Annotated in this window: 20 protein-coding genes; 11 read left to right on the top strand and 9 right to left on the bottom strand. The window is 67.9% G+C overall.

Translation table 11 applies throughout. The features are described 5' to 3' along the window. Positions 1–250 precede the first annotated feature (250 nt). The 5 genes from pssA to ACV229_RS13930 all read right to left on the bottom strand — a co-directional run bounded on the left by pssA (position 251) and on the right by ACV229_RS13930 (position 5,388). A complete protein-coding gene (pssA, locus tag ACV229_RS13950; protein WP_448083702.1) occupies positions 251–1,123 on the bottom strand; it encodes a CDP-diacylglycerol--serine O-phosphatidyltransferase in 873 nt (290 codons plus the stop codon). A gap of 15 nt (positions 1,124–1,138) precedes the next feature. Next, positions 1,139–1,783 (bottom strand): phosphatidylserine decarboxylase, encoded by a 645-nt coding sequence (locus ACV229_RS13945; protein ID WP_448083701.1) that lies wholly within the window; start codon positions 1,781–1,783, stop codon positions 1,139–1,141. Between the two features lie 127 nt (positions 1,784–1,910). Continuing rightward, on the bottom strand, positions 1,911–2,927 hold the full coding sequence (gene ilvC / locus ACV229_RS13940) for a ketol-acid reductoisomerase (RefSeq protein ID WP_448083700.1): 1,017 nt from the start codon (positions 2,925–2,927) through the stop codon (positions 1,911–1,913). Between the two features lie 94 nt (positions 2,928–3,021). After that, on the bottom strand, positions 3,022–3,513 hold the full coding sequence (ilvN, locus tag ACV229_RS13935) for an acetolactate synthase small subunit (protein WP_006398781.1): 492 nt from the start codon (positions 3,511–3,513) through the stop codon (positions 3,022–3,024). A 111-nt stretch (positions 3,514–3,624) separates the two neighbouring features. Continuing rightward, the gene (locus tag ACV229_RS13930) at positions 3,625–5,388 is read right to left on the bottom strand and encodes an acetolactate synthase 3 catalytic subunit (protein WP_448083699.1); all 1,764 of its coding nucleotides are present in this window, start codon (positions 5,386–5,388) and stop codon (positions 3,625–3,627) included. A gap of 352 nt (positions 5,389–5,740) precedes the next feature. On the opposite strand from ACV229_RS13930, the gene ACV229_RS13925 reads away from it, so the two are divergent. The 11 genes from ACV229_RS13925 (at position 5,741) to ACV229_RS13875 (ending at position 15,217) form a co-directional block, all read left to right on the top strand. Then, the gene (locus ACV229_RS13925; protein ID WP_448083698.1) at positions 5,741–6,304 is read left to right on the top strand and encodes an RNA polymerase sigma factor; all 564 of its coding nucleotides are present in this window, start codon (positions 5,741–5,743) and stop codon (positions 6,302–6,304) included. After that, positions 6,301–6,729 carry a DUF3619 family protein gene (locus ACV229_RS13920; protein WP_448083697.1) on the top strand — a complete coding sequence of 143 codons (429 nt, stop codon included), beginning with the start codon at positions 6,301–6,303 and terminating at the stop codon, positions 6,727–6,729. The genes ACV229_RS13925 and ACV229_RS13920 overlap by 4 nt, the downstream gene beginning before the upstream one ends. 28 nt (positions 6,730–6,757) lie before the next feature. Next, positions 6,758–7,516, top strand: a complete 759-nt coding sequence (locus ACV229_RS13915) for a DUF3106 domain-containing protein (protein ID WP_448083696.1) — start codon at positions 6,758–6,760, stop codon at positions 7,514–7,516. Between the two features lie 6 nt (positions 7,517–7,522). Further along, a complete protein-coding gene (locus ACV229_RS13910) occupies positions 7,523–8,032 on the top strand; it encodes an RDD family protein (RefSeq protein ID WP_448083695.1) in 510 nt (169 codons plus the stop codon). Between the two features lie 225 nt (positions 8,033–8,257). Then, positions 8,258–9,193: a UDP-2,3-diacylglucosamine diphosphatase gene (locus ACV229_RS13905; RefSeq protein ID WP_448083694.1), complete on the top strand. Its 936-nt coding sequence runs from the start codon at positions 8,258–8,260 to the stop codon at positions 9,191–9,193. Positions 9,194–9,219: 26 nt separating this feature from the next. Then, positions 9,220–10,254, top strand: a complete 1,035-nt coding sequence (locus ACV229_RS13900) for a glycosyltransferase family 4 protein (protein ID WP_448083693.1) — start codon at positions 9,220–9,222, stop codon at positions 10,252–10,254. After that, positions 10,251–10,787: a diacylglycerol kinase gene (locus tag ACV229_RS13895; RefSeq protein WP_448083692.1), complete on the top strand. Its 537-nt coding sequence runs from the start codon at positions 10,251–10,253 to the stop codon at positions 10,785–10,787. The genes ACV229_RS13900 and ACV229_RS13895 overlap by 4 nt, the downstream gene beginning before the upstream one ends. A 210-nt stretch (positions 10,788–10,997) precedes the next feature. After that, the gene (locus ACV229_RS13890; protein ID WP_448083691.1) at positions 10,998–11,741 is read left to right on the top strand and encodes a TetR/AcrR family transcriptional regulator; all 744 of its coding nucleotides are present in this window, start codon (positions 10,998–11,000) and stop codon (positions 11,739–11,741) included. Continuing rightward, positions 11,738–12,319: an LOG family protein gene (locus ACV229_RS13885; RefSeq protein WP_448083690.1), complete on the top strand. Its 582-nt coding sequence runs from the start codon at positions 11,738–11,740 to the stop codon at positions 12,317–12,319. Before ACV229_RS13890 ends, ACV229_RS13885 begins: the two co-directional genes overlap by 4 nt. Positions 12,320–12,335: 16 nt before the next feature. Continuing rightward, complete coding sequence (locus ACV229_RS13880; RefSeq protein ID WP_448083689.1) at positions 12,336–13,097, top strand: SDR family oxidoreductase; 762 nt, start codon at positions 12,336–12,338, stop codon at positions 13,095–13,097. Between the two features lie 227 nt (positions 13,098–13,324). Continuing rightward, positions 13,325–15,217 carry an ArnT family glycosyltransferase gene (locus tag ACV229_RS13875; RefSeq protein ID WP_448083688.1) on the top strand — a complete coding sequence of 631 codons (1,893 nt, stop codon included), beginning with the start codon at positions 13,325–13,327 and terminating at the stop codon, positions 15,215–15,217. Between the two features lie 72 nt (positions 15,218–15,289). Here the strand turns inward: ACV229_RS13875 and ACV229_RS13870 are convergent, their stop codons facing one another. From ACV229_RS13870 to ACV229_RS13855, 4 genes are all read right to left on the bottom strand, one after another. Next, positions 15,290–15,907: a DUF924 family protein gene (locus ACV229_RS13870; protein WP_448083687.1), complete on the bottom strand. Its 618-nt coding sequence runs from the start codon at positions 15,905–15,907 to the stop codon at positions 15,290–15,292. Then, positions 15,904–16,635 carry an alanyl-tRNA editing protein gene (locus tag ACV229_RS13865; RefSeq protein WP_448083686.1) on the bottom strand — a complete coding sequence of 244 codons (732 nt, stop codon included), beginning with the start codon at positions 16,633–16,635 and terminating at the stop codon, positions 15,904–15,906. Before ACV229_RS13865 ends, ACV229_RS13870 begins: the two co-directional genes overlap by 4 nt. 102 nt (positions 16,636–16,737) lie before the next feature. Further along, positions 16,738–17,151, bottom strand: a complete 414-nt coding sequence (locus ACV229_RS13860; protein WP_448083685.1) for a group II truncated hemoglobin — start codon at positions 17,149–17,151, stop codon at positions 16,738–16,740. A gap of 43 nt (positions 17,152–17,194) precedes the next feature. Then, positions 17,195–19,699, bottom strand: a complete 2,505-nt coding sequence (locus ACV229_RS13855; protein WP_448083747.1) for an ABC transporter permease — start codon at positions 19,697–19,699, stop codon at positions 17,195–17,197. Between the last annotated feature and the right edge of the window lie 94 nt (positions 19,700–19,793).

Here is a 19,793-nt window from a genome sequence, read left to right as displayed (position 1 = left end):
ACGCTGAACGACAGACGAGCCTGGACGGGGGGCGAAAACGATCAGCGCGGCAGGCGCGCTAGCGCTAGCGCGCATAGCGGCGCACCGGCTGGAAGGAGGGAGAGGCGGGAAAACGCAGTCATGCCGAAGACTATAGCGGCATTCCGCGGGGCGCGCAATCGGACGGCGCCCGAAGCGCGCATCAAAAAGGGGCAAATAAAAACGGCGGCCCGCAGGCCGCCGCTCAGGCGCGTATTGCACGCATTGCGCATCAATGCTCGCGCTGCGACGAGCGCGCCGGATTCGGGCGCCCGCGCACCGCCATGTAGGCCCAGAACACGTAGCCGGACAGCCCGTACAGCACGAACAGGCAGAACAGCATCAGCGGCGGATCGGACGACACCAGCACGAACGCGACGACGACCAGCAGCGTCGCCGCGAACGGCACGCGATGGCGCACGTCGAGCGCCTTGCCGCTGTAGAACGGCGCGTTCGACACCATCGTGACGCCTGCGTAGATGGTCAGCACGAATGCGACCCACGGCAGCCAGCCGAGCTTCATCGGCACGCGGTTGTCGGTCGCAAGCCACACGAAGCCGGCGATCAGCGCCGCGGCGGCCGGGCTCGGCAGCCCCTGGAAGAAGCGCTTGTCGACGACGCCGATGTTCGTGTTGAAGCGCGCGAGACGCAGCGCGGCACCCGAGCAGTAGACGAACGCGGCGAGCCAGCCCCAGCGGCCGAGATCCTTCAGCACCCATTCGTACATCACGAGCGCCGGCGCGACGCCGAACGACACCATGTCGGACAGGCTGTCGAACTGCTCGCCGAACGCGCTTTGCGTGTGCGTCATCCGTGCGACCCGTCCGTCCATCCCGTCGAGCACCATCGCCGCGAAAATCGCGATCGCGGCGATCTCGAAGCGCACGTTCATCGCCTGCACGACCGCGAAGAACCCGCAGAACAGCGCGGCGGTCGTGAACGCGTTCGGCAGCAGGTAGATGCCGCGCGTCTTCAGGAACTGCTGGCGCGCGACACGGCGGCTTTCGAGCGGCGCGGGATCCGGCGAGATCGACTTGTTACGGCGGAACGGCCGCGGCACCTGGGTGTTGCCGTTGCGCGGCCGGCGCGGTTTGAATGCGGCCATCGTGCGCCCCGTCGCTTACTGTTCCAGCTCGGCGAGGATCGTCGACGACGCGTAGACCTTCTCGCCGATCGACACCTTCGCGCGGCTGCCGATCGGCAGGTACACGTCGACGCGCGAACCGAAGCGGATGAAGCCGTAGCGCTGGCCGCGCGACAGCGGCTCGCCAGCGCGCACATAGCACAGGATGCGGCGCGCGACGAGGCCGGCGATCTGCACGGCGGTAACGGTCTTGCCGCTCGCGGTCTGGATCACGACCGCATTGCGCTCGTTCTCGGTCGATGCCTTGTCGATCGCCGCGTTCAGGAACGCGCCCGGGAAATACTCGACCTTGGTCACCGCGCCGTCGACCGGCGAACGCTGCGAGTGAACGTTGAAGACGTTCATGAACACACTGATCTTCAGCGCTTCGCGGTTCGCGTACGGGTCCTGCGCGGTCTCGACCGCGACGATGCGGCCGTCGGCCGGGCACAGCACCGCGTTCAGCTGTGCCGGGATCGGGCGCTGCGGGTCGCGGAAGAACTGGACGACGAAGACGACCAGCAGCCAGAACGGCCACGCGAAGCCGAAGCCCCCGACGGCATGGATCAACAGCGCGACGACAGCTGCAATCGCGATGAACGGCCAGCCTTCGCGCGCGATGATCGGATGAGGATAGTTCATGGATTCGTTCTGTATTCGGTGAATTGCAAAGCCCGTAGCATAACAAAAGCCGCCCGGGGCACTGCTGCCTTCGGACGGCTTTTTGAAACCGACCCTCCACTCGAAGGGCCGGAACAGCACGCGGAGCTTAGTTCTTCGACTGGTCGACGAGCTTGTTCTTCGCGATCCACGGCATCATCGCACGCAGCTTCGCACCGACCTGCTCGATCTGGTGCTCGGCCGTCAGGCGGCGGCGCGACTGCAGCGTCGGCGCACCGGCCTTGTTCTCGAGGATGAAGCTCTTCGCGTATTCGCCGGTCTGGATGTCGGTCAGGCACTGCTTCATCGCCTTCTTCGTCTCTTCCGTGACGACGCGCGGGCCCGTCACGTACTCGCCGTATTCGGCGTTGTTCGAGATCGAGTAGTTCATGTTCGCGATGCCGCCTTCGTAGATCAGGTCGACGATCAGCTTCAGCTCGTGCAGGCACTCGAAGTACGCCATTTCCGGCGCGTAGCCTGCCTCGACCAGCGTCTCGAAACCGGCCTTGATCAGCTCGACGGTACCGCCGCACAGCACGGCCTGCTCGCCGAACAGGTCGGTTTCCGTCTCTTCACGGAAGTTCGTCTCGATGATGCCGGCACGGCCGCCGCCGTTCGCTGCTGCGTACGACAGCGCGATGTCGCGCGCCGCGCCCGACTTGTTCTGTGCAACCGCGATCAGGTGCGGCACGCCGCCACCCTGCGAGTAGGTGCCGCGCACCGTGTGGCCCGGCGCCTTCGGCGCGACCATGATCACGTCGAGGTCCGCACGCGGGATCACCTGGCCGTAGTGGACGTTGAAGCCGTGCGCGAATGCGAGCGCCGCGCCCTGCTTGATGTTCGCGTGCACTTCCTTCGCGTACACGTCGGCGATCTGCTCGTCCGGCAGCAGCATCATCACGACGTCGGCGCCCTTCACGGCTTCGGCGACTTCCTTCACCGCGAGGCCGGCGTTCTCGGCCTTGCTCCACGACGCGCCGCCCTTGCGCAGGCCGACCGTCACGTTCACGCCGCTGTCCTTCAGGTTCAGCGCGTGTGCGTGGCCTTGCGAGCCGTAGCCGATGATCGTGACTTGCTTGCCCTTGATGAGGGAGAGATCGGCGTCTTTGTCGTAGAAAACGTTCATGATTGTTCCTTCGCTAATTCAGATATTCAAAAATTCGTTCGATTGAGTACTGCGGGCCGGGACATGACGGCGCACCCGGCGTGCCTCTCTGGCATCACACCTTCAGGATGCGCTCGCCGCGTCCGATGCCGGAGCTGCCGGTGCGCACGGTCTCGAGGATCGCGCCCGCGTCCAGCCCCTGGATGAATGCGTCGAGCTTGTCGCTCGCGCCCGTCAATTCGATCGTGTAGGTCTTTTCGGTCACGTCGATGATGCGGCCCCGGAAAATATCCGACATCCGCTTCATCTCTTCGCGCTCCTTGCCCACTGCACGTACCTTGATCAGCATCAGCTCGCGTTCGATGTGTGCACCGTCGGTCAGGTCCACCACTTTCACCACCTCGATCAGGCGGTTCAGATGCTTCGTGATCTGTTCGATCACGTCGTCGGAGCCGATGGAAACGATGGTGAGCCGCGACAGCGATTGGTCTTCGGTCGGCGCCACCGTCAAGGTTTCGATGTTGTAGCCGCGTGCGGAGAACAGACCGACCACGCGCGACAGCGCGCCCGGTTCGTTTTCCAGCAGGACGGAAATGATGTGTCTCATGTTCGCTTCTTCCAGAATATATCCGTGTCGATTAGCCTGCGTCGCGCACCGCCGCGTGCCGCGCCGCCCTTCGTGAAGGCGGCCGCCCGCGGCCGGGCGCGCGTCGCGCCGTTACAGGTCTTCCGATCCGAGCAGCATCTCGGTGATGCCCTTGCCGGCCTGGACCATCGGCCAGACGTTTTCGGTCGGATCGGTCTGGAAGTCGAGAAATACGGTGCGGTCCTTCAGGCGCAGCGCTTCCTTCAGCGCCGGCTCGACGTCCGCAGTCTTTTCAATACGCATGCCGACGTGGCCGTAAGCCTCGGCGAGCTTCACGAAATCCGGCAGCGCATCCATGTACGAATGCGAATAGCGCTTGCTGTATTCGATCTGCTGCCACTGGCGGACCATGCCGAGGTAGCGGTTGTTCAGCGAAATGATCTTCACGGGCGTGTCGTACTGCAGGCAGGTCGACAGTTCCTGGATGCACATCTGGATCGAGCCTTCGCCCGTGATGCACAGCACGTCGTCGTCCGGGTGCGCCATCTTGACGCCCATCGCTGCCGGCAGGCCGAAGCCCATCGTGCCGAGGCCGCCCGAATTGATCCAGCGGCGCGGCTTGTTGAAGCGGTAGAACTGCGCGGCCCACATCTGGTGCTGGCCGACGTCGGAACACACGAACGCGTTGCCGTCCGTCAGCTCCCACGCCTTCTCGACCACGTACTGCGGCTTGATGATCTCGCTTTCACGGTCGTACTTCAGGCAGTCCTTCGCGCGCCAGCCTTCGATGTCCTTCCACCATTGCGCGAGCGCTTCGGTGTCCGGGCCGTGCTCGGCCGTCTGCAGCTGCTCGATCAGTTCCTTCAGCACCTCCTTCACGTCGCCGACGATCGGGATATCGACCTTCACGCGCTTCGAGATCGACGACGGGTCGATATCGATGTGGATGATCTTGCGCGGACGCGACGCGAAGTGCGCCGGGTCGCCGATCACGCGGTCGTCGAAGCGGGCGCCGATCGCGATCAGCACGTCGCAGTGCTGCATCGCCATGTTCGCTTCGTAGGTGCCGTGCATGCCGAGCATGCCGAGGAATTTCTTGTCCGACGCGCGATAGCCGCCGAGGCCCATCAGCGTGTTGGTGACCGGGTAGCCGAGCAGGTCCGCGAACTGGTTCAGCTCGCGCGACGCGTCGGCGAGGATAATGCCGCCGCCGGTGTAGATGTACGGGCGCTTCGCCGACAGCAGCAGCGACACGGCCTTGCGGATCTGGCCCGAGTGGCCTTTCGTGACCGGGTTGTACGAACGCAGCGACACGCTCTTGACCGGCACGTACTCGCACGGCGTCTTCGAGATGTCCTTCGGGATGTCGATCAGCACCGGGCCCGGGCGGCCGGTGCGCGCGATGTAGAACGCCTTCTTGACCGTTTCGGCGAGTTCGCGCACGTCCTTCACGAGGAAGTTGTGCTTCACGCACGGACGCGTGATGCCGACCGTGTCGCATTCCTGGAACGCGTCCTGGCCGATCGCCGCAGTCGGCACCTGGCCGCTGATCACGACCATCGGGATCGAATCCATGTAGGCCGTCGCGATGCCGGTCACCGCGTTGGTGACGCCGGGGCCGGACGTCACGAGACAGACGCCGACGTTGCCGGTGGAACGCGCATACGCGTCGGCTGCGTGCACGGCCGCCTGCTCGTGGCGCACCAGCACGTGCTGAATCTTGTCCTGCTTGTAGAGCTCGTCGTAGATATAGAGAACCGAGCCGCCGGGGTAGCCCCAGATGAATTCGACGTTTTCGTCGGCCAGTGCCTTCATGAGCACGGTGGCGCCGATCGAGTCGCTATCGGGAGGAGAAAGGGGTTCCGACGTGGAGAATTCCGCGCTGGGCATGTTCATCGTTGACCTATCGAATTTTCGGCAAAAAATTGATCGGGTGCTCTCTGCCGGGCTTGTGGCTCGGGTTCAAGCGGCGCGTCCAGTTTGAAGGGCGGGCTTCTTGGGCCAGCCTCAAATGAGACCATCACTTATGTTGCGAACGGACGACGATAGCGGGTCGCGCGGACGCCGTCAAGTGAAATGTCCCGCAGCGCACCATCGACATCCGGCTGCGCCCGCATATCGCGGCTCGCGCACAACGCGCGGATCCGGCCCCGGTGTCAAGCATCGCGAAAATTTGTTAGCATCCGCGGGTTTTACGAAATTTTTCGACCCTCTTCACGCCGCAGTCCGCAGCGCATACCTTCACGGAATGGCATCAGACAAGGAACTCGCCGACTTTCTGGCGGGCGTCGAAAGGCGCGCGTTCAAGCAGGCTGCCTACGCGGTACGCGACGACGACGCATCGCTCGACATCGTGCAGGACGCGATGATCAAGCTGGCAGAAAAATACGGCGACCGCCCGGCCGCCGAGTTGCCACTGCTGTTCCAGCGGATCCTGCAGAACACGATCCACGACTGGTTCCGCCGGCAAAAGGTCCGCAACACCTGGGTCACGCTCTTTTCGTCGCTCAACAATACGGACGACGAAGACTTCGACCCCCTAGAGACGCTCGAATCGGCGGACCAGACCCCGGGCGTCGAGAGCAGCGAGCACCAGCTCGAACGGGAGCAGGTCCTGGCCCTGATCGACGAAGAAATCCAGAAACTTCCGGCGCGTCAACGGGAAGCGTTCCTGATGCGTTACTGGGAAGATATGGATGTCGCCGAGACTGCCGCCGCAATGGGGTGCTCCGAAGGCAGCGTCAAGACGCACTGCTCGCGAGCCACCCATACGCTGGCACACGCGCTCAAGGCCAAAGGAATCACGCTATGAGCTCCAATCCCGCAAACCGAGAACTCGAATTCGCGCTGAAGGTGCGCCGCGCGCTCGACGAGCGTTCCGCCGCGCTGCCTGCTGCCACCACCGACCGACTGGCTGCGGCCCGCCGGGCTGCGCTCGCGCGCAAGAAACCCGAGCCCGCAACGGCGCCGGTGTTCGTGCCCGCATTGGCGGGCGCGGCCGGTGCGTACGGGCCGGTCCGCGCACCTGCCGGCCCGCCGGCGTCGTTCGCGCGCCGCCTGCTGCGCGCGTGGCCGCTCGCGCTGCTGCTCGCAGGGCTCGTCGGCATCGCGTACTGGGAAGACATGCAGCGCACCGCCGAGCTGGCCGACATCGACGCGGCGATGCTCAGCGACGACCTGCCGCTCAACGCTTATCTCGATCACGGGTTCAACGCGTATCTTTCGCACGCCCACTAAACCAATACGCAACGAGGGGACCGCACGGGTGAGTCAGAAACACGGCCTGGCCGTATTCTTCGGATGCGTGATCGCGATCGCCATCGCCTACGTCGCCACGTATTCGCGCTTTCACCCGGAACCCGCGGCGGTCGCCGCCGCGACCGGCGCGCCCGCCATCGCGTCCGCCGCCATCGCGCTCACCACCGATCTCGCGCCGCTCCCCGCGGCGAGCGGCCCGCTGTCGTGGGCGCGCCTGTCGCCCGCGCAGCACGTCGCGCTCGCGCCGTTCGCCGAACAATGGGATTCGTTCAGCGACGCACGCAAGCGGAAATGGCTGAAGATCGCGTCGCGTTTCCCGAAGATGACGCCTGACGAGCAAAAGCGCCTGCAGGAGCGCATGACCGAATGGGTCAAGATGACGCCCGATCAGCGCCGCGTCGCGCGCGAAAACTACCAGGTCGCGAAGGGGCTGTCCGCACAGGCACGCGAGCGCGCATGGAAGGCCTACCAGCAACTGCCCGAGGAGCAGAAGGAGCGCCTCGCGGCCGTCGAGCGCCGCCGCCGGCCCTCCGTCGTCAGCGCGCCGCCGACCGGCAAGGGCGACCGCGACGTCCGCCGCCTCGTCAACGCGCACGACCATCCGGCCAGCAACCCGAATGTCGTGCCGCAGCCGCAGCCCGCATCGAGCGGTGCGGCCGCCGCGCCGCCAGCCGTCGCTTCGTCCACCTCGGGCACCACGCCGGTGCCGGCCACGGTCACGCCCGTGTCGCCCGCCGACGCGCCGTCGCTGTTCAAGGGATCCTGAGCGGCCGTGCCGCACGCCCCCGTGAACTCCACCGTGCTCGCCGCCCCGCCGTCCGTCCGGCGGCGCCTCGCCGCGATGCTGTACGAGGGCGTGCTGCTGTTCGGCATCGTGTTCTTCGCCGGCCTCGCGTTCAGCCTCGCGACGCAGCAGCGCAACGGCCTCGTCCATCACAACCTGCTTGCCGCGTGGATCGCGCTCGTCGTCGGCGCATATTTCGTCTGGTTCTGGACCCACGGCGGCCAGACGCTGCCGATGAAGACATGGCGCCTGCGGATCGAGTCGGCTGCCGGCCGGCCGCTGACCGCCGGGCATGCGCTCGTCCGCTACGCGTTCGGCTGGCTGTGGTTCCTGCCGCCGCTCGCGCTGCATCCGCTTCTCGGCCTGTCGGTGCCCGTCACGCTGGCGCTTGCCGGCGCGTGGATCGCCATCTGGGCCGGTGCCGCTCGGCTGAACCCTACGCGCCAGTTCCCGCACGACCTGCTCGCGCGCACCCGCATCGTCGCGCTGCCGCGCTAACGCCTGCATACCAGCCGCATAGCGCCCGCACCGCGCGTTCCACGCGCATGCCGACGGCCAGCGGTTTCGACGCACGCGGACCGTTACGGCCGGCCGCACCGCGCCGCGTGAAAATTCACCCCTGAACACGGCTTGCACGCCGTAATAAGAACGTCTCGTGACTGTCACGGCACAGTCACGCCCGCATGGCGGAATGCCGGTACTGTCAACCGGCGCGAGTCATGCATGGGCCAGAAAACGTCCGCGACCCCTCTGTTTCGTCACCCTCTCGGCGCCCGCGCCGCCACCGCTTTCCTGTCCGGCTCGGCCGCGGCCGATGCCCTCGCCGCGCAAGACCCGCCCGCCGCGCACGCGAGGCAGCACGACGACCACGAACCGTCCGCCCATCGCTACCGCACCATCTGGCTGTCCGACATCCACCTCGGCTCGAGCGGCTGCCAGGCGCCCTACCTGCTCGACTTCCTGCGTCACAACGACTCGGAATACCTGTACCTCGTCGGCGACATCATCGACGGCTGGCAGCTGAAGAAAGGCTGGTACTGGCCGCAGGCACACAACGACGTCGTGCAGAAGATCTTGCGCAAGGCGCGCAAGGGCACGCAGGTCGTCTACATCCCCGGCAACCACGACGAAGGCGCGCGGCAGTTCTGCGACCTCGCGTTCGGCGACATCCAGGTGCGCGGCGAGGCCTTCCACACGACGCTCGCGGGCAAACGTTTGTGGATCGTGCACGGCGACCTGTTCGACGGCGTGATCCAGCATGCGAAGTGGCTCGCCTATCTCGGCGACACGCTGTACACGCTGATCCTCGTGCTGAACCGCTGGTTCAACCGGATCCGCAGCCGCCTCGGCTTCCAGTACTGGTCGCTGTCGCAGTACCTGAAGCACCAGGTGAAGAACGCGGTCAACTTCATCTCGCAGTTCGAGACCGTGATGACCGACGAGGCGCGCCGCCGCGGCTGCGACGGCGTCGTGTGCGGCCACATCCACAAGGCGGAGATCCGCGACATCGACGGCGTGCTGTACTGCAACGACGGCGACTGGGTCGAGAGCCTGTCCGCACTCGTCGAAACGATGGAGGGCGAATTGAAGGTCGTCTACTGGACGGTGATGCGCACGCCGTCCGAATCCGCATCGCGCAAGACCAAAGCCACCGCCTGACTCACCCTTACAGGACACATGCCGCGATGAAGATCATGATCGTCACCGACGCGTGGGAACCGCAGGTCAACGGCGTCGTGCGCACGCTGAAGAGCACGTCCCGCGAACTCTCCGCGCTCGGCCACCGCGTCGAAATGCTGACGCCGCTGGAATTTCGCACGGTGCCCTGCCCGACCTACCCGGAAATCCGCCTGTCGATCCTGCCGTACCGCAAGCTGCGCGCGCGGATCGACGCGTTCGCGCCCGATGCGCTGCACATCGCGACCGAAGGCCCGCTCGGCCTCGCCGCGCGCCGCTATGCGCGCGCGCGCAAGCTGCCGTTCACGACCGCGTATCACACGCGCTTTCCCGAATACGTGCAGGCCCGCTTCGGCATCCCGCTGGCCGCGACCTACCGCTTCCTGCACTGGTTCCACGGCCCGTCGCGCGCGGTGATGGCGCCGACCCCGGTCGTCAAGCAGGACCTCGAGAAGTTCGGCTTCACGAATGTCGTGCTGTGGACACGCGGCGTGGATCTCGATATCTTCCGACCCATGGAATCCAAGGTCCTCAACACCGCCCGGCCGATCTTCCTGTATGTCGGGCGCGTCGCGATCGAGAAGAACGTCGAGGCGTTCCTGCGGCTCGACCTGCCCGGCTCGAAATGGGTCGCGGGCGAAGGCCCCGCGCTCGCGGAACTGAAGTCGCGCTATCCGGAAGCGAACTATCTCGGCGTGCTGTCGCAGGCGGAACTCGCGAAGGTGTACGCGGCCGCGGACGTGTTCGTGTTCCCGAGCCGCACCGACACGTTCGGCCTCGTGCTGCTCGAAGCGCTCGCGTGCGGCACGCCGGTCGCCGCGTACCCGGTCACCGGCCCGATCGACGTGCTCGGCGGCGGTACCGCGGGCGCGATGCACGAGGACCTGCAGGAGGCCTGCCTCGAAGCGCTGAAGATCGAGCGCGTGACGGCCCGCGAGTGGGCCGAGCGCTTCTCGTGGCGCGCGGCATCCGAACAGTTCGCGTCGCATCTGCAGCCGCTGCCGAAGGACGCGTACTCGGCTCCCGAAGGTGCTGCCGTTTGAAACGCGACCCGCACGACCGCACACTGTCTGCCGCCACGCGAGCGCAACGGCACGCGCCGTTCGACGAGGACGACCCGTCGCATCATGCGGACGCGGGCCCGCACGAGCCGCTCGGCCCCGACGATCCGCTCGCGCCGCTGGCGCCGAACCCGTACAAGCGCAATCGCGGCCTCACGCGCGCGTGGTATGCGCTCAAGCATTCGCTGAACGGCTTCAAGGTGGCGATCCGCGAGGAAAGCGCGTTCCGCCAGGAGCTCACGCTCGCCGCACTGATGCTGCCGATCGGCGCGTTCGCGCCGGTGCCGGCCGCGTCGCGCGCGCTGTTGATTGCGTCGGTGCTGCTGGTGCTGATCGTCGAGCTGCTGAACTCGAGCGTCGAGGCGGCGATCGACCGCATCTCGCTCGAGCGCCACGAACTGTCGAAGCGCGCGAAGGATCTCGGCAGCGCAGCGGTGACGGTTGCGCTGTTCGCGTGCGTGACGACGTGGGGCTTCGTGCTCGGCCCGGTCGTCATGCGCTGGCTCGGCTACTAGGCCCTTTTCGCGCATTCAGCGCGAACGGCCGCGTGCGCCCGATGCGGCAGTGCATCATCGCCGGGTATGCCCCGATGCTGAAATGCAACCGGGGCGGCGAAACCCCGGTTTATAATCGTCCGCTAGACATAGAACAGTAACCCGCGCCGGACGAATCACGCAGCATCGATTGCAGCGCCCGCCAGTCCGGCACTCACAGGGCCGGACGACATGGAAGCGAAACCTCCCCGCCGCACGCGCGAACGGATTCTCGAGTTGTCGTTGAAACTCTTCAACGAGATCGGCGAACCGAACGTGACCACCACGACGATCGCCGAGGAAATGGAAATCAGTCCAGGCAACCTGTACTACCATTTCCGCAACAAGGACGACATCATCAACAGCATCTTCGCGCAGTTCGAGCAGGCGATCGAAAAGCGCCTGCGCTTTCCCGAAGATCACCGTCCGACAATCGACGAGACATGGTCGTACCTGCAGTACATGGCCGACTTCATGTGGACGTACCGTTTCCTGTATCGCGACCTCAACGACCTGCTCGCGCGCAACCGCACGCTCGAGACGCACTTCAAGCAGATCATCAGCCACAAGGTGCGCTTCGCACGCGAGATGTGCGAGCTGCTCGTCTCCGATGCAGAGATGGTCGCGACGCCCGCCGAGATCGAGGTGATCGCAACCAACATGGCCGTGATCTCGACCTACTGGCTGTCGTACCAGTACGTGATGCACCCGCGCAAGTACAACGACCAGGATGCGATCCGCGAGGAACTGCACCAGGTCAGCATGCACGTGATTTCCGTGATGGCGCCGTACCTGCGCGGCCGCTCGCGGCAGATCTTCGACGATCTCGCGTCCGGCAAGCTGCCGAAGCGCGAGTTCTACGACTACCTGCCGCCGCGCGACGGTTCGCCGCGCGCCGCCGGCGGGACGGCCGGTGCGAAGGACGCAAAGCAATGAAGGCAGTGTGCGTCTATTGCGGGTCGTCGCCCGGCGTGCGGCCCGTCTATGCGGACGCCGCGCGCGCATTCGGCCGCGCGCTCGTCGCGGCGGATCTCGCGCTCGTCTATGGCGGCGGCCGCGTCGGGCTGATGGGCACGATCGCCGACGAAGTGATGGCGGCCGGCGGCCGCGCCGTCGGCGTGATCCCCAAGCTGCTCGTCGACAAGGAAGTCGGCCACACGGGCCTGTCGGAACTGCACGTCGTGCCCGACATGCATCACCGCAAGAAGATGATGGCCGACCTCGCCGACGCGTTCGTCGCGATGCCCGGCGGCGCCGGCACGCTCGAGGAGTTCTTCGAGGTCTACACGTGGGCGCAGCTCGGCTATCACCGCAAGCCGGTCGCGCTCTACAACATCGATGCGTTCTACGATCCGCTGATCGCGCTGCTCAAGCACACGGTCGACGAAGGCTTCATGCGGCCGGCCTATTTCGAGGCGCTGTGCATCGATGCCGATCCGGCCGCACTGATCGAACGCCTGCGCCGCTACCAGCCGCCCGCACGCGATAAGTGGGCGCCCGACGAAACGGAATGACCGACACCGCCGCGCGATGACCGAACCGTCCGAACGCAAAGTCGTCCTCATCACCGGCGCGAGTCGCGGCATCGGCCGCGCGACCGCCGTGCTCGCGGCCGCGCGCGGCTGGGACGTCGGCATCAACTACGCGCGCGACGCGGCGGCGGCAATCGCGACCGCCGATGCCGTGCGCAATGCGGGCGGCCGCGCCTGCGTCGTGGCGGGCGACGTGTCGAACGAAACGGACGTCATCGCGATGTTCGATACCGTCACCACGACGCTCGGCCGGCTCGACGCGCTCGTCAACAACGCGGGCATCGTCGCGCCGTCGCTGCCGCTCGCCGACATGCCGCTCGAGCGGCTGCAGCGGATGTTCGACACGAACGTGCTCGGCGCGTACCTGTGCGCGCGGGAAGCCGCGCGCCGCCTGTCGACCGATCGCGGCGGCCGCGGCGGCGCGATCGTCAACGTGTCGTCGATCGCCGCGCGGCTCGGCTCGCCGAACGAATACGTCGACTACGCGGGCTCGAAGGGGGCGGTCGATGCGCTGACGATCGGCCTCGCGAAGGAACTTGGCCCGCACGGCGTGCGCGTCAACGCGGTGCGGCCGGGCCTGATCGAGACCGAGATCCATGCAAGCGGCGGCCAGCCGGGGCGCGCCGCCCGCCTCGGCGCGCAGACACCACTCGGCCGCGCGGGCGAAGCACATGAAATCGCCGAGGCAATCGTCTGGCTGCTCAGCGACGCCGCGTCGTACACGACGGCCACGCTGCTCGACGTCGGCGGCGGCCGGTAGCCCGGCCGTTTCCGCCCAAAGTGTTGCAACTACACAACACTTAACCAGGCCGCCACAAATCTCCACAATTCCGCGACAGATTTCGTAAACCTCCGTAACAAATCCGTGATTTACTAGCGGCCATTGTTCACGACAGTCGGCGCCGCCGCCTGTCCCCCGCCGCCGAAGTGCGGCCCCCAATCGGCCTGGCCCAAGCCGTCCGGCCGGCGCGACCAGAGATCTTTTCCATGCAGGGAACCGCAGCGCCCAGCGGGCGACGCACGTCCGTGCCCGTCACGGCTCAGCACGTCCATTCGTCCACCGAAGCCGACCTCTCCGCCTCCCTTCGCGCCGGCGGCACGCCTGCTCCGGCCGGCGCCGCCGCGACGACGCCTGCGCGCAGCCGCGCCGAGCGGCTCGGCTGGCGCGTCTGGCTGCTGGTCGCCGCGGTAGTCTGCGCGTACGTGTTGCCCGGCGTGCTCGGCCACGACCCGTGGAAACAGGACGAAACCTATACGTTCGGCATCATCCAGCACATGCTCGAGACCGGCGATTTCGTCGTGCCGACCAATGCCGGCCAGCCGTTCATGGAAAAGCCGCCGCTCTACGCGTGGGTGGCGACGAGCCTCGCGTGGCTGCTGCAGCGCGTGCTGCCGCTGCACGACGCGGCGCGGCTCGCGAGCGCGCTGTTCGCCGTGCTCGCGTTCGGCTTCACGGCTCGCGCCGCGCGCATTGCGAGCGGCGCGGCCGACTGGTTCGACGCGAAGGTGATCGGGCCCGTCGCGCTGTGCGCGAGCAGCCTCGTCGTGATCAAGCACGTGCACGACATGATGACGGACGTTGCGCTGTTCGCCGGCACGGCGATCGGCTTTTGCGGCCTGCTCGAACTCGTGATCCTGCATCGGGCCCGCGCACGGCAAGTGCAGCTCGGGCTGCCGGCGCAGCCGCTGAACCGCTGGGCGGCGCCGATGTTCGGCGCCGGCGTCGGGATCGCGCTGATGACGAAGGGACTGTTCGTGCCGCTCGTGTTCGCGGCCACGCTGCTCGCCGTGCTGGTGCTGTACCCCGCCTGCCGCACCCGTGCGTTCGCGCGCGCGCTCGGCGTCGCCGCGCTCGTGTTCGCGCCGTTCGCAATCATCTGGCCGACCGCACTGTTCCTGCGCTCGGAAACGCTGTTTCTCGCGTGGTTCTGGGACAACAACGTCGGACGCTTCTTCGGCTTCTCCGTGCCCGAACTCGGTGCCGAAAACGACAAGCCGCTGTACATCCTGCGCGTATTCCTGACCGTCGGCTTCCCGGTCGCGCCGCTCGCAATCGTTGCGCTCGCGCGCGGCGCATGGCGCGACTGGCGCGCGCCGCGCATCGCGCTGCCGGTCGTGTTTGCCGGGGTCGGGTTGCTCGTGCTGCAGGTGTCCGCGACGTCGCGCCAGCTCTACATCCTGCCGTTCATCGCGCCGCTCGCGCTCGTCGCCGCGCAGGCAATCGACCGCCTGCCGCGCGCGCTGCATACCGGCTGGGACTACCTGAGCCGCGCGCTGTTCGGCACCGTCATCCTGCTCGCGTGGACGATCTGGTCGGTGATGGCCGATCCGGCCGCGTCGCATGCGCGGCTCGCACCGCTCGGCCGCTGGCTGCCGCTCGACTGGACCATGCCGATCGAGCCCGGCTTCGTGCTCGGTGCGCTCGCGCTGACGATCGGCTGGCTCTGGCTGCTGCCGACGCTGCGCACGACGGGCCGCTGGCGCGGCGCGTTGTCGTGGGCCGCGGGCGCGCTCGTCGCGTGGGGGCTCGTCTATACGCTGCTGCTGCCGTGGCTCGATGTCGCGAAGAGCTATCGCTCGGTGTTCGACGACCTGAACACGCACCTCGCGCTCGAATGGAACGACGGCGACTGCATGGCGAGCCTCCACGGGCTCGGCGAATCGGAAGCGCCGATGCTGTACTACTTCTCCGGCATCCAGCACACGCCGATCTCGAACGCGAAGACGACGCGTTGCACGTGGATGATCGTCCAGGGCGTGCGCGCGGTCGACCCGAAGCCCGGCAGCGAATGGCAGCTGTTCTGGTCGGGCGCGCGCCCCGGCGACGACGAGGAACTGCTGCGCGTGTACGTGCGCACGCCCGAGCGGCACCTGCAATAAGCGATCACGCGTGGCGGCGCGGCCCCCGTCGCGCCGACCGCTGACCCGCCGGCCGGAACGCCGGGACGCCGCTCAGAACGACGAACCCGGCTCGCGCAGAAACGCGGCCTCGTCATCGGTCGACGCGCGTCCGAGAATCGCGTTCCGGTGCGGGAAGCGGCCGAAGCGTTCGATCACCGCCGCGTGCCGCAGCGCGAAGTCGTGATAACCGGCGCACTCCGCCTCGTCCCGAATGCCTTCGCAGAGCCGCACGGCCTCGCGCTGGCTGGCCGGCGACTCGTCGTGCTCGAACGGCAGATACGCGAACGCGCGGTGCTGCCCGCTCGGCAGTCTCGCGTCCCAGCCCGCGGCGACGAGCCGGCGCGCGAGCTCAAGCGCCTTCGGGTCCGCGGCGAACGCGCGCGGCGTGCCGCGATGGATGTTCCGCGAGAACTGGTCGAGCACGACGATCAGCGCAAGCGTGCCGAGCGGCGACACGGCCCAGTGGTCGCAGGCGCCGTCGCAGGCCGCGTCGAGCAATGCGCCGTAGCGCTCGCGCAACTCGGCATCGAACGCCTTGCCGCCGTTGAACCACACCTTGCGCTCGCGGCCGAATTCCGCCGAGCCGGGCACGCCGAACCAGAAATCCAGCACCTCGCCCGCGCGCGGATCGAGCGCCGCGTCATCGTTGTTCGTGTAATTGACCGTCATGCCAGCTCCAGCACGAGGCGCCGCGTGCGCGCGCTCTTCTTTTCGAGTTTCGCGACCCGCAGGCCGCCGATTTCCGCCGTGTTGCGCACGTGCGTGCCGCCGCACGGCTGCAGGTCGACGCCTTCGATCCGCAGCAGCCTGACACGGCCAAGGCCCATCGGCGGCTTCACGCTCATCGTGCGCACGAGATCGGGCCGCGCGGCCATCTCGTCGTCGGTGATCCATTCGGTCGTCACCGGATGCGCGCCGCCGATCAGCGCGGCCAGCCGCCGCTCGACGTCGTCGCGGTCGATCGGCTCGGCCGTCGCGAAATCGAGCCGCACATAGTCGGCCGTCACGCTGCAGCCGTCGACCGGATACGGCAGCACCGCGCACATCAGGTGTGCGGCCGTGTGCAGCCGCATGTGCCGGTAGCGGCGCGCCCAGTCGATCTCCGCGACGACCCGAGCGCCGGGCGCCAGCGCCGCGATGCCCGCGTCCTGCCCCGGCGCCGGCACGTGCACCGCGTCGTCGGGCGTCGCGCCGTCGAACTTCGCCTTGCGCGTGTCGGCGATCGCGATCGATGCGCCGTCCGGCAGCATCAGCACGCCGCTGTCGCCGGCCTGGCCGCCGCCGAGCGGATAGAACACCGTGCGGTCGAGCCGGATGCCGTCCTCGTCGACCGCCGTGACGACCGCTTCGCAGTGGGCCAGGTACGCGTTTTCCCGAAACAATGCATGTGTCGTCATCGGAGCACTCTCGTCGTGAAGGGGAACGACCAGTGTCGCGCGCGGCTGCGCCGCCGGCCAGACGCACTGCGGACGGCAGCCGGGCGGCGGCGTACCGGTGGATCAACCGGGCCGGTTGCGCATCCAGTCGGCCGTTTCGTAGAACGAATGCATCAGGCGCTCGCGCAGCGGCTCGGGCAGGCCGACGTCCTCCATCGCCCACGCCATGCAGCGCAGCCACTGGTCGCGCTCGACCGACGCGATCGGGAACGGCAGGTGCCGCGCGCGCAGGCGCGGATGGCCGAAGCGGCTGATGTAGTGGTCCGGCCCGCCGAGCCAGCCGCACAGGAACCAGAACAGCTTGTCGCGCGAACCGTCGAGCGACGCCGGATGCACCGCGCGGATCTGCGCGAACTCCGGCTCGAGGTCCATCAGGTCGTAGAAGCGGTCCACCATCTCGCGCACGCGGCCTTCGCCGCCTACGAGTTCGAACGCCGTCGGCTGCGACGGCGCATCATCATCATTCACATCAGTCATACGGATAATCGGAAAACGGGATCTTCAGGGGCACCCGCGACGCTCACGCGTCGCGCAGCGACTGCAGCGCGGGACGCCGCAGCACATTATGCAGGCTCAGCCAGCCGGCTGCACCGGCACAAGCCACGCCGGCCGCAATGCCGACCGGCACGAGCCACGGATCGATCGCGAGCCGGAAATCGAACACGCGCGACGCGAGCACCCAGCCGACGCCGATCGCGCCCGCCGCGGCCAGCGCGCCGGCGAGCACGCCGACGACGACGAATTCGGCGCGCTGGACCGCATTGACCTGCGCGCGCGACGCGCCGAGCGCGCGCAACAGTGCCGCTTCCCTCACCCGCTCGTCGCGCGAGCCCGCGAGCGCGGTATAGAGCACCAGCACGCCGGCCGCGAGCGTGAACACGAACAGGAACTGCACCGCGCCGACGACCTGCAGCATCATCCGCTGCAATTGCGCGAGGATCGGCGCCACGTCGATCGCGGTCAGGTTCGGATAGCGCGCGATCAGCGGATCGAGCAGCGCCGCGCGCTCGGCCGGCAGATGAAAGCTCGTCAGGTAGATCGCGGGGAAATCCCGCAGCACCGCCGGCGGCATCAGCACGAAGAAGTTGACGCGGAACGTGTTCCAGTCGAGCTTGCGCACGCTCGTGACCGGCGCCTCGACCGGCAGGCCCGTCACGTCGAAGCGCAGCACGTCGCCGGGCTTCACGTCGAGCATCTTCGCGAGCCCCGCTTCGATCGAGATCTGCGGCGTCGCCGACATGCCGAACCAGTCGCCGGCCGTGACCCGGTTGTCGGGCGGCAGCTCGGTCGTATACGACAGGTTGAATTCACGGTCGACAAGCCGGCGCGCGTCGTCGGACGCATACGCGTCCGGATTCACCGGCTTGCCGTTGATCGCGACGAGCCGGCCGCGCACCATCGGCGCGGGCACCGCGTCGCGCACGCCGTGCGCGGCCAGGTACGCGGCGACGTCCGCGCGCTGGTCCGGCTGGATGTCGATCAGGAACTGGTTCGGCGCATCGGGCGGCATCGACTGCCGCCAGCCGTCGACGAGGTCGTTGCGCGTGATCGCGATCAGCAGCAGGCACATCAGGCCGAGCGCGAGCGCGGTGATCTGCAGCGCGCTCGCGGTGCCGCGCCGGTGCAGCGACGCGAGCGCATAACGCCAGCCGATGCCCGTCGCGACGCGCCCGTTGCGCACCGCGCGCGCCGCCGCGAACAGCGCGAGCCGGACGATCAGCGCGAAGCCGACGAGCGCGCCCGCGAAGCCGCCCGCGACGATCAGCCCGAGTTTCAGGTTGCCGGCGGCCGCGATCAGGAGCCCCGCGAACAGCGCGATGCCGACCGCGTAAGCGACCCATGCGATGCGCGCCGCATCACCCCATTCGCGCCGCAATACGCGCACCGGCGGCACGCGCGTCAGCGGCGCGAGCGGCGGCAGCGCGAAGCCGAGCAGCAGCACCAGCGCGGCACCGATGCCGACGAGCGCCGGCCACACGGTCGGTGGCGGCAGCACGACGTCGATCAGGCTGCCGAGCGACGCGAGCAGCAGCCAGTGGCCGCCGTAGCCGAGCAGCGCACCCGCCACGCCGCACGCAATGCCGACCCCGGCGAATTCGAGCGCGAACAGCGCGCCGAGCGTACGGCGGCTGACGCCGAGGCAGCGCATCGTCGCGCAGCCATCGAGATGGCGCCGCATGTAGCGCTGCGCGGCCATCGCGATCGCGACCGCCGCGAGCAGCGCGGTCAGCAGCGCGACGAGCGTCAGGAAATGGCGGGCGCGGTCGAGCGTCTGCCGCACCTGCGGCTGCCCTTCCTGCAGCGATTCGAGGCCGACGCCACGCAGCTTGCCGCCGTCGACGCGTGCATGCGCAACCGTCTCGAAGCGCGTGACCGCCTGGTCGTCGCCCGCCACCAGCAGCCGGTAGGTGACCCGGCTGCCGTAGCCGGTGAGCCCGGTTGCTGCCAGTTCGTCCGCGCGCATCATCAGCCGCGGCGAGAAATTCACGAACGAGAAGCCGCGATCGAGCTCGCGGGAGATCGACGCCGCGACCGTGAACGTGCGCAGCCCGACGCGCACGGTGGCGCCGATCTTCAGGTGCAGCGCATCGAGCAGCGCCGGGTCCGCCCACACGGTGCCGGGCGCCGGAATCGCGGCCGCCTTGCGCGCAGGCGCGCCGTCGGCCGGCACGATCTCGACCGCGCCGCGCAGCGGATAGTCCGGCGACACGGCCTTCACGGCCGCGAGCCGCGCGGGCGGCGCATCGCCGGTCGCTTCGCCGACGGTCGAGCTGATCATGCTGGGGAAGATCGCGGTGGTCGCGGTGCGCAGGCCGAGTGCGCGCGCCTGTTCGGCAAACGACGCGTCGACGGGACGATCCGAGCGCACGACGAAATCGGCGCCGAGCATCTGCCGCGCATCGCGCTCGAGCCCCTGACGCAGCCGGTCGGCGAGAAAGCCGACGCTCGTCAGCGCCGCGACCGCCAGCACCAGCGCGAGCACGAGCAGCGTCAGCTCGCCCGCACGCCAGTCGCGCCCGGTCATCCGCGCGGCCTGCCGGATCAGGTCGGGCCAGCCGAACCGCCCGACGTGCGCCGGCCCGCTACCGTCGCGCGCGGCGACAGACGGCTGCGCCCCC

This window comes from Burkholderia sp. MR1-5-21 (assembly GCF_053427715.1).
This window is presented reverse-complemented; position numbering and strand designations above follow the sequence as displayed.

What these genes read in the sequence shown, in the direction of transcription:
- pssA (WP_448083702.1), bottom strand. Translation starts at nt 1,123, where the DNA reads ATGGCCGCATTCAAACCGCGCCGGCCGCGCAACGGCAACACCCAGGTG.
- ACV229_RS13945 (WP_448083701.1), bottom strand. Translation starts at nt 1,783, where the DNA reads ATGAACTATCCTCATCCGATCATCGCGCGCGAAGGCTGGCCGTTCATC.
- ilvC (WP_448083700.1), bottom strand. Translation starts at nt 2,927, where the DNA reads ATGAACGTTTTCTACGACAAAGACGCCGATCTCTCCCTCATCAAGGGC.
- ilvN (WP_006398781.1), bottom strand. Translation starts at nt 3,513, where the DNA reads ATGAGACACATCATTTCCGTCCTGCTGGAAAACGAACCGGGCGCGCTG.
- ACV229_RS13930 (WP_448083699.1), bottom strand. Translation starts at nt 5,388, where the DNA reads ATGAACATGCCCAGCGCGGAATTCTCCACGTCGGAACCCCTTTCTCCT.
- ACV229_RS13925 (WP_448083698.1), top strand. Translation starts at nt 5,741, where the DNA reads ATGGCATCAGACAAGGAACTCGCCGACTTTCTGGCGGGCGTCGAAAGG.
- ACV229_RS13920 (WP_448083697.1), top strand. Translation starts at nt 6,301, where the DNA reads ATGAGCTCCAATCCCGCAAACCGAGAACTCGAATTCGCGCTGAAGGTG.
- ACV229_RS13905 (WP_448083694.1), top strand. Translation starts at nt 8,258, where the DNA reads ATGGGCCAGAAAACGTCCGCGACCCCTCTGTTTCGTCACCCTCTCGGC.
- ACV229_RS13900 (WP_448083693.1), top strand. Translation starts at nt 9,220, where the DNA reads ATGAAGATCATGATCGTCACCGACGCGTGGGAACCGCAGGTCAACGGC.
- ACV229_RS13890 (WP_448083691.1), top strand. Translation starts at nt 10,998, where the DNA reads ATGGAAGCGAAACCTCCCCGCCGCACGCGCGAACGGATTCTCGAGTTG.
- ACV229_RS13885 (WP_448083690.1), top strand. Translation starts at nt 11,738, where the DNA reads ATGAAGGCAGTGTGCGTCTATTGCGGGTCGTCGCCCGGCGTGCGGCCC.
- ACV229_RS13880 (WP_448083689.1), top strand. Translation starts at nt 12,336, where the DNA reads ATGACCGAACCGTCCGAACGCAAAGTCGTCCTCATCACCGGCGCGAGT.
- ACV229_RS13875 (WP_448083688.1), top strand. Translation starts at nt 13,325, where the DNA reads ATGCAGGGAACCGCAGCGCCCAGCGGGCGACGCACGTCCGTGCCCGTC.
- ACV229_RS13870 (WP_448083687.1), bottom strand. Translation starts at nt 15,907, where the DNA reads ATGACGGTCAATTACACGAACAACGATGACGCGGCGCTCGATCCGCGC.
- ACV229_RS13865 (WP_448083686.1), bottom strand. Translation starts at nt 16,635, where the DNA reads ATGACGACACATGCATTGTTTCGGGAAAACGCGTACCTGGCCCACTGC.
- ACV229_RS13860 (WP_448083685.1), bottom strand. Translation starts at nt 17,151, where the DNA reads ATGACTGATGTGAATGATGATGATGCGCCGTCGCAGCCGACGGCGTTC.
- ACV229_RS13855 (WP_448083747.1), bottom strand. Translation starts at nt 19,699, where the DNA reads ATGACCGGGCGCGACTGGCGTGCGGGCGAGCTGACGCTGCTCGTGCTC.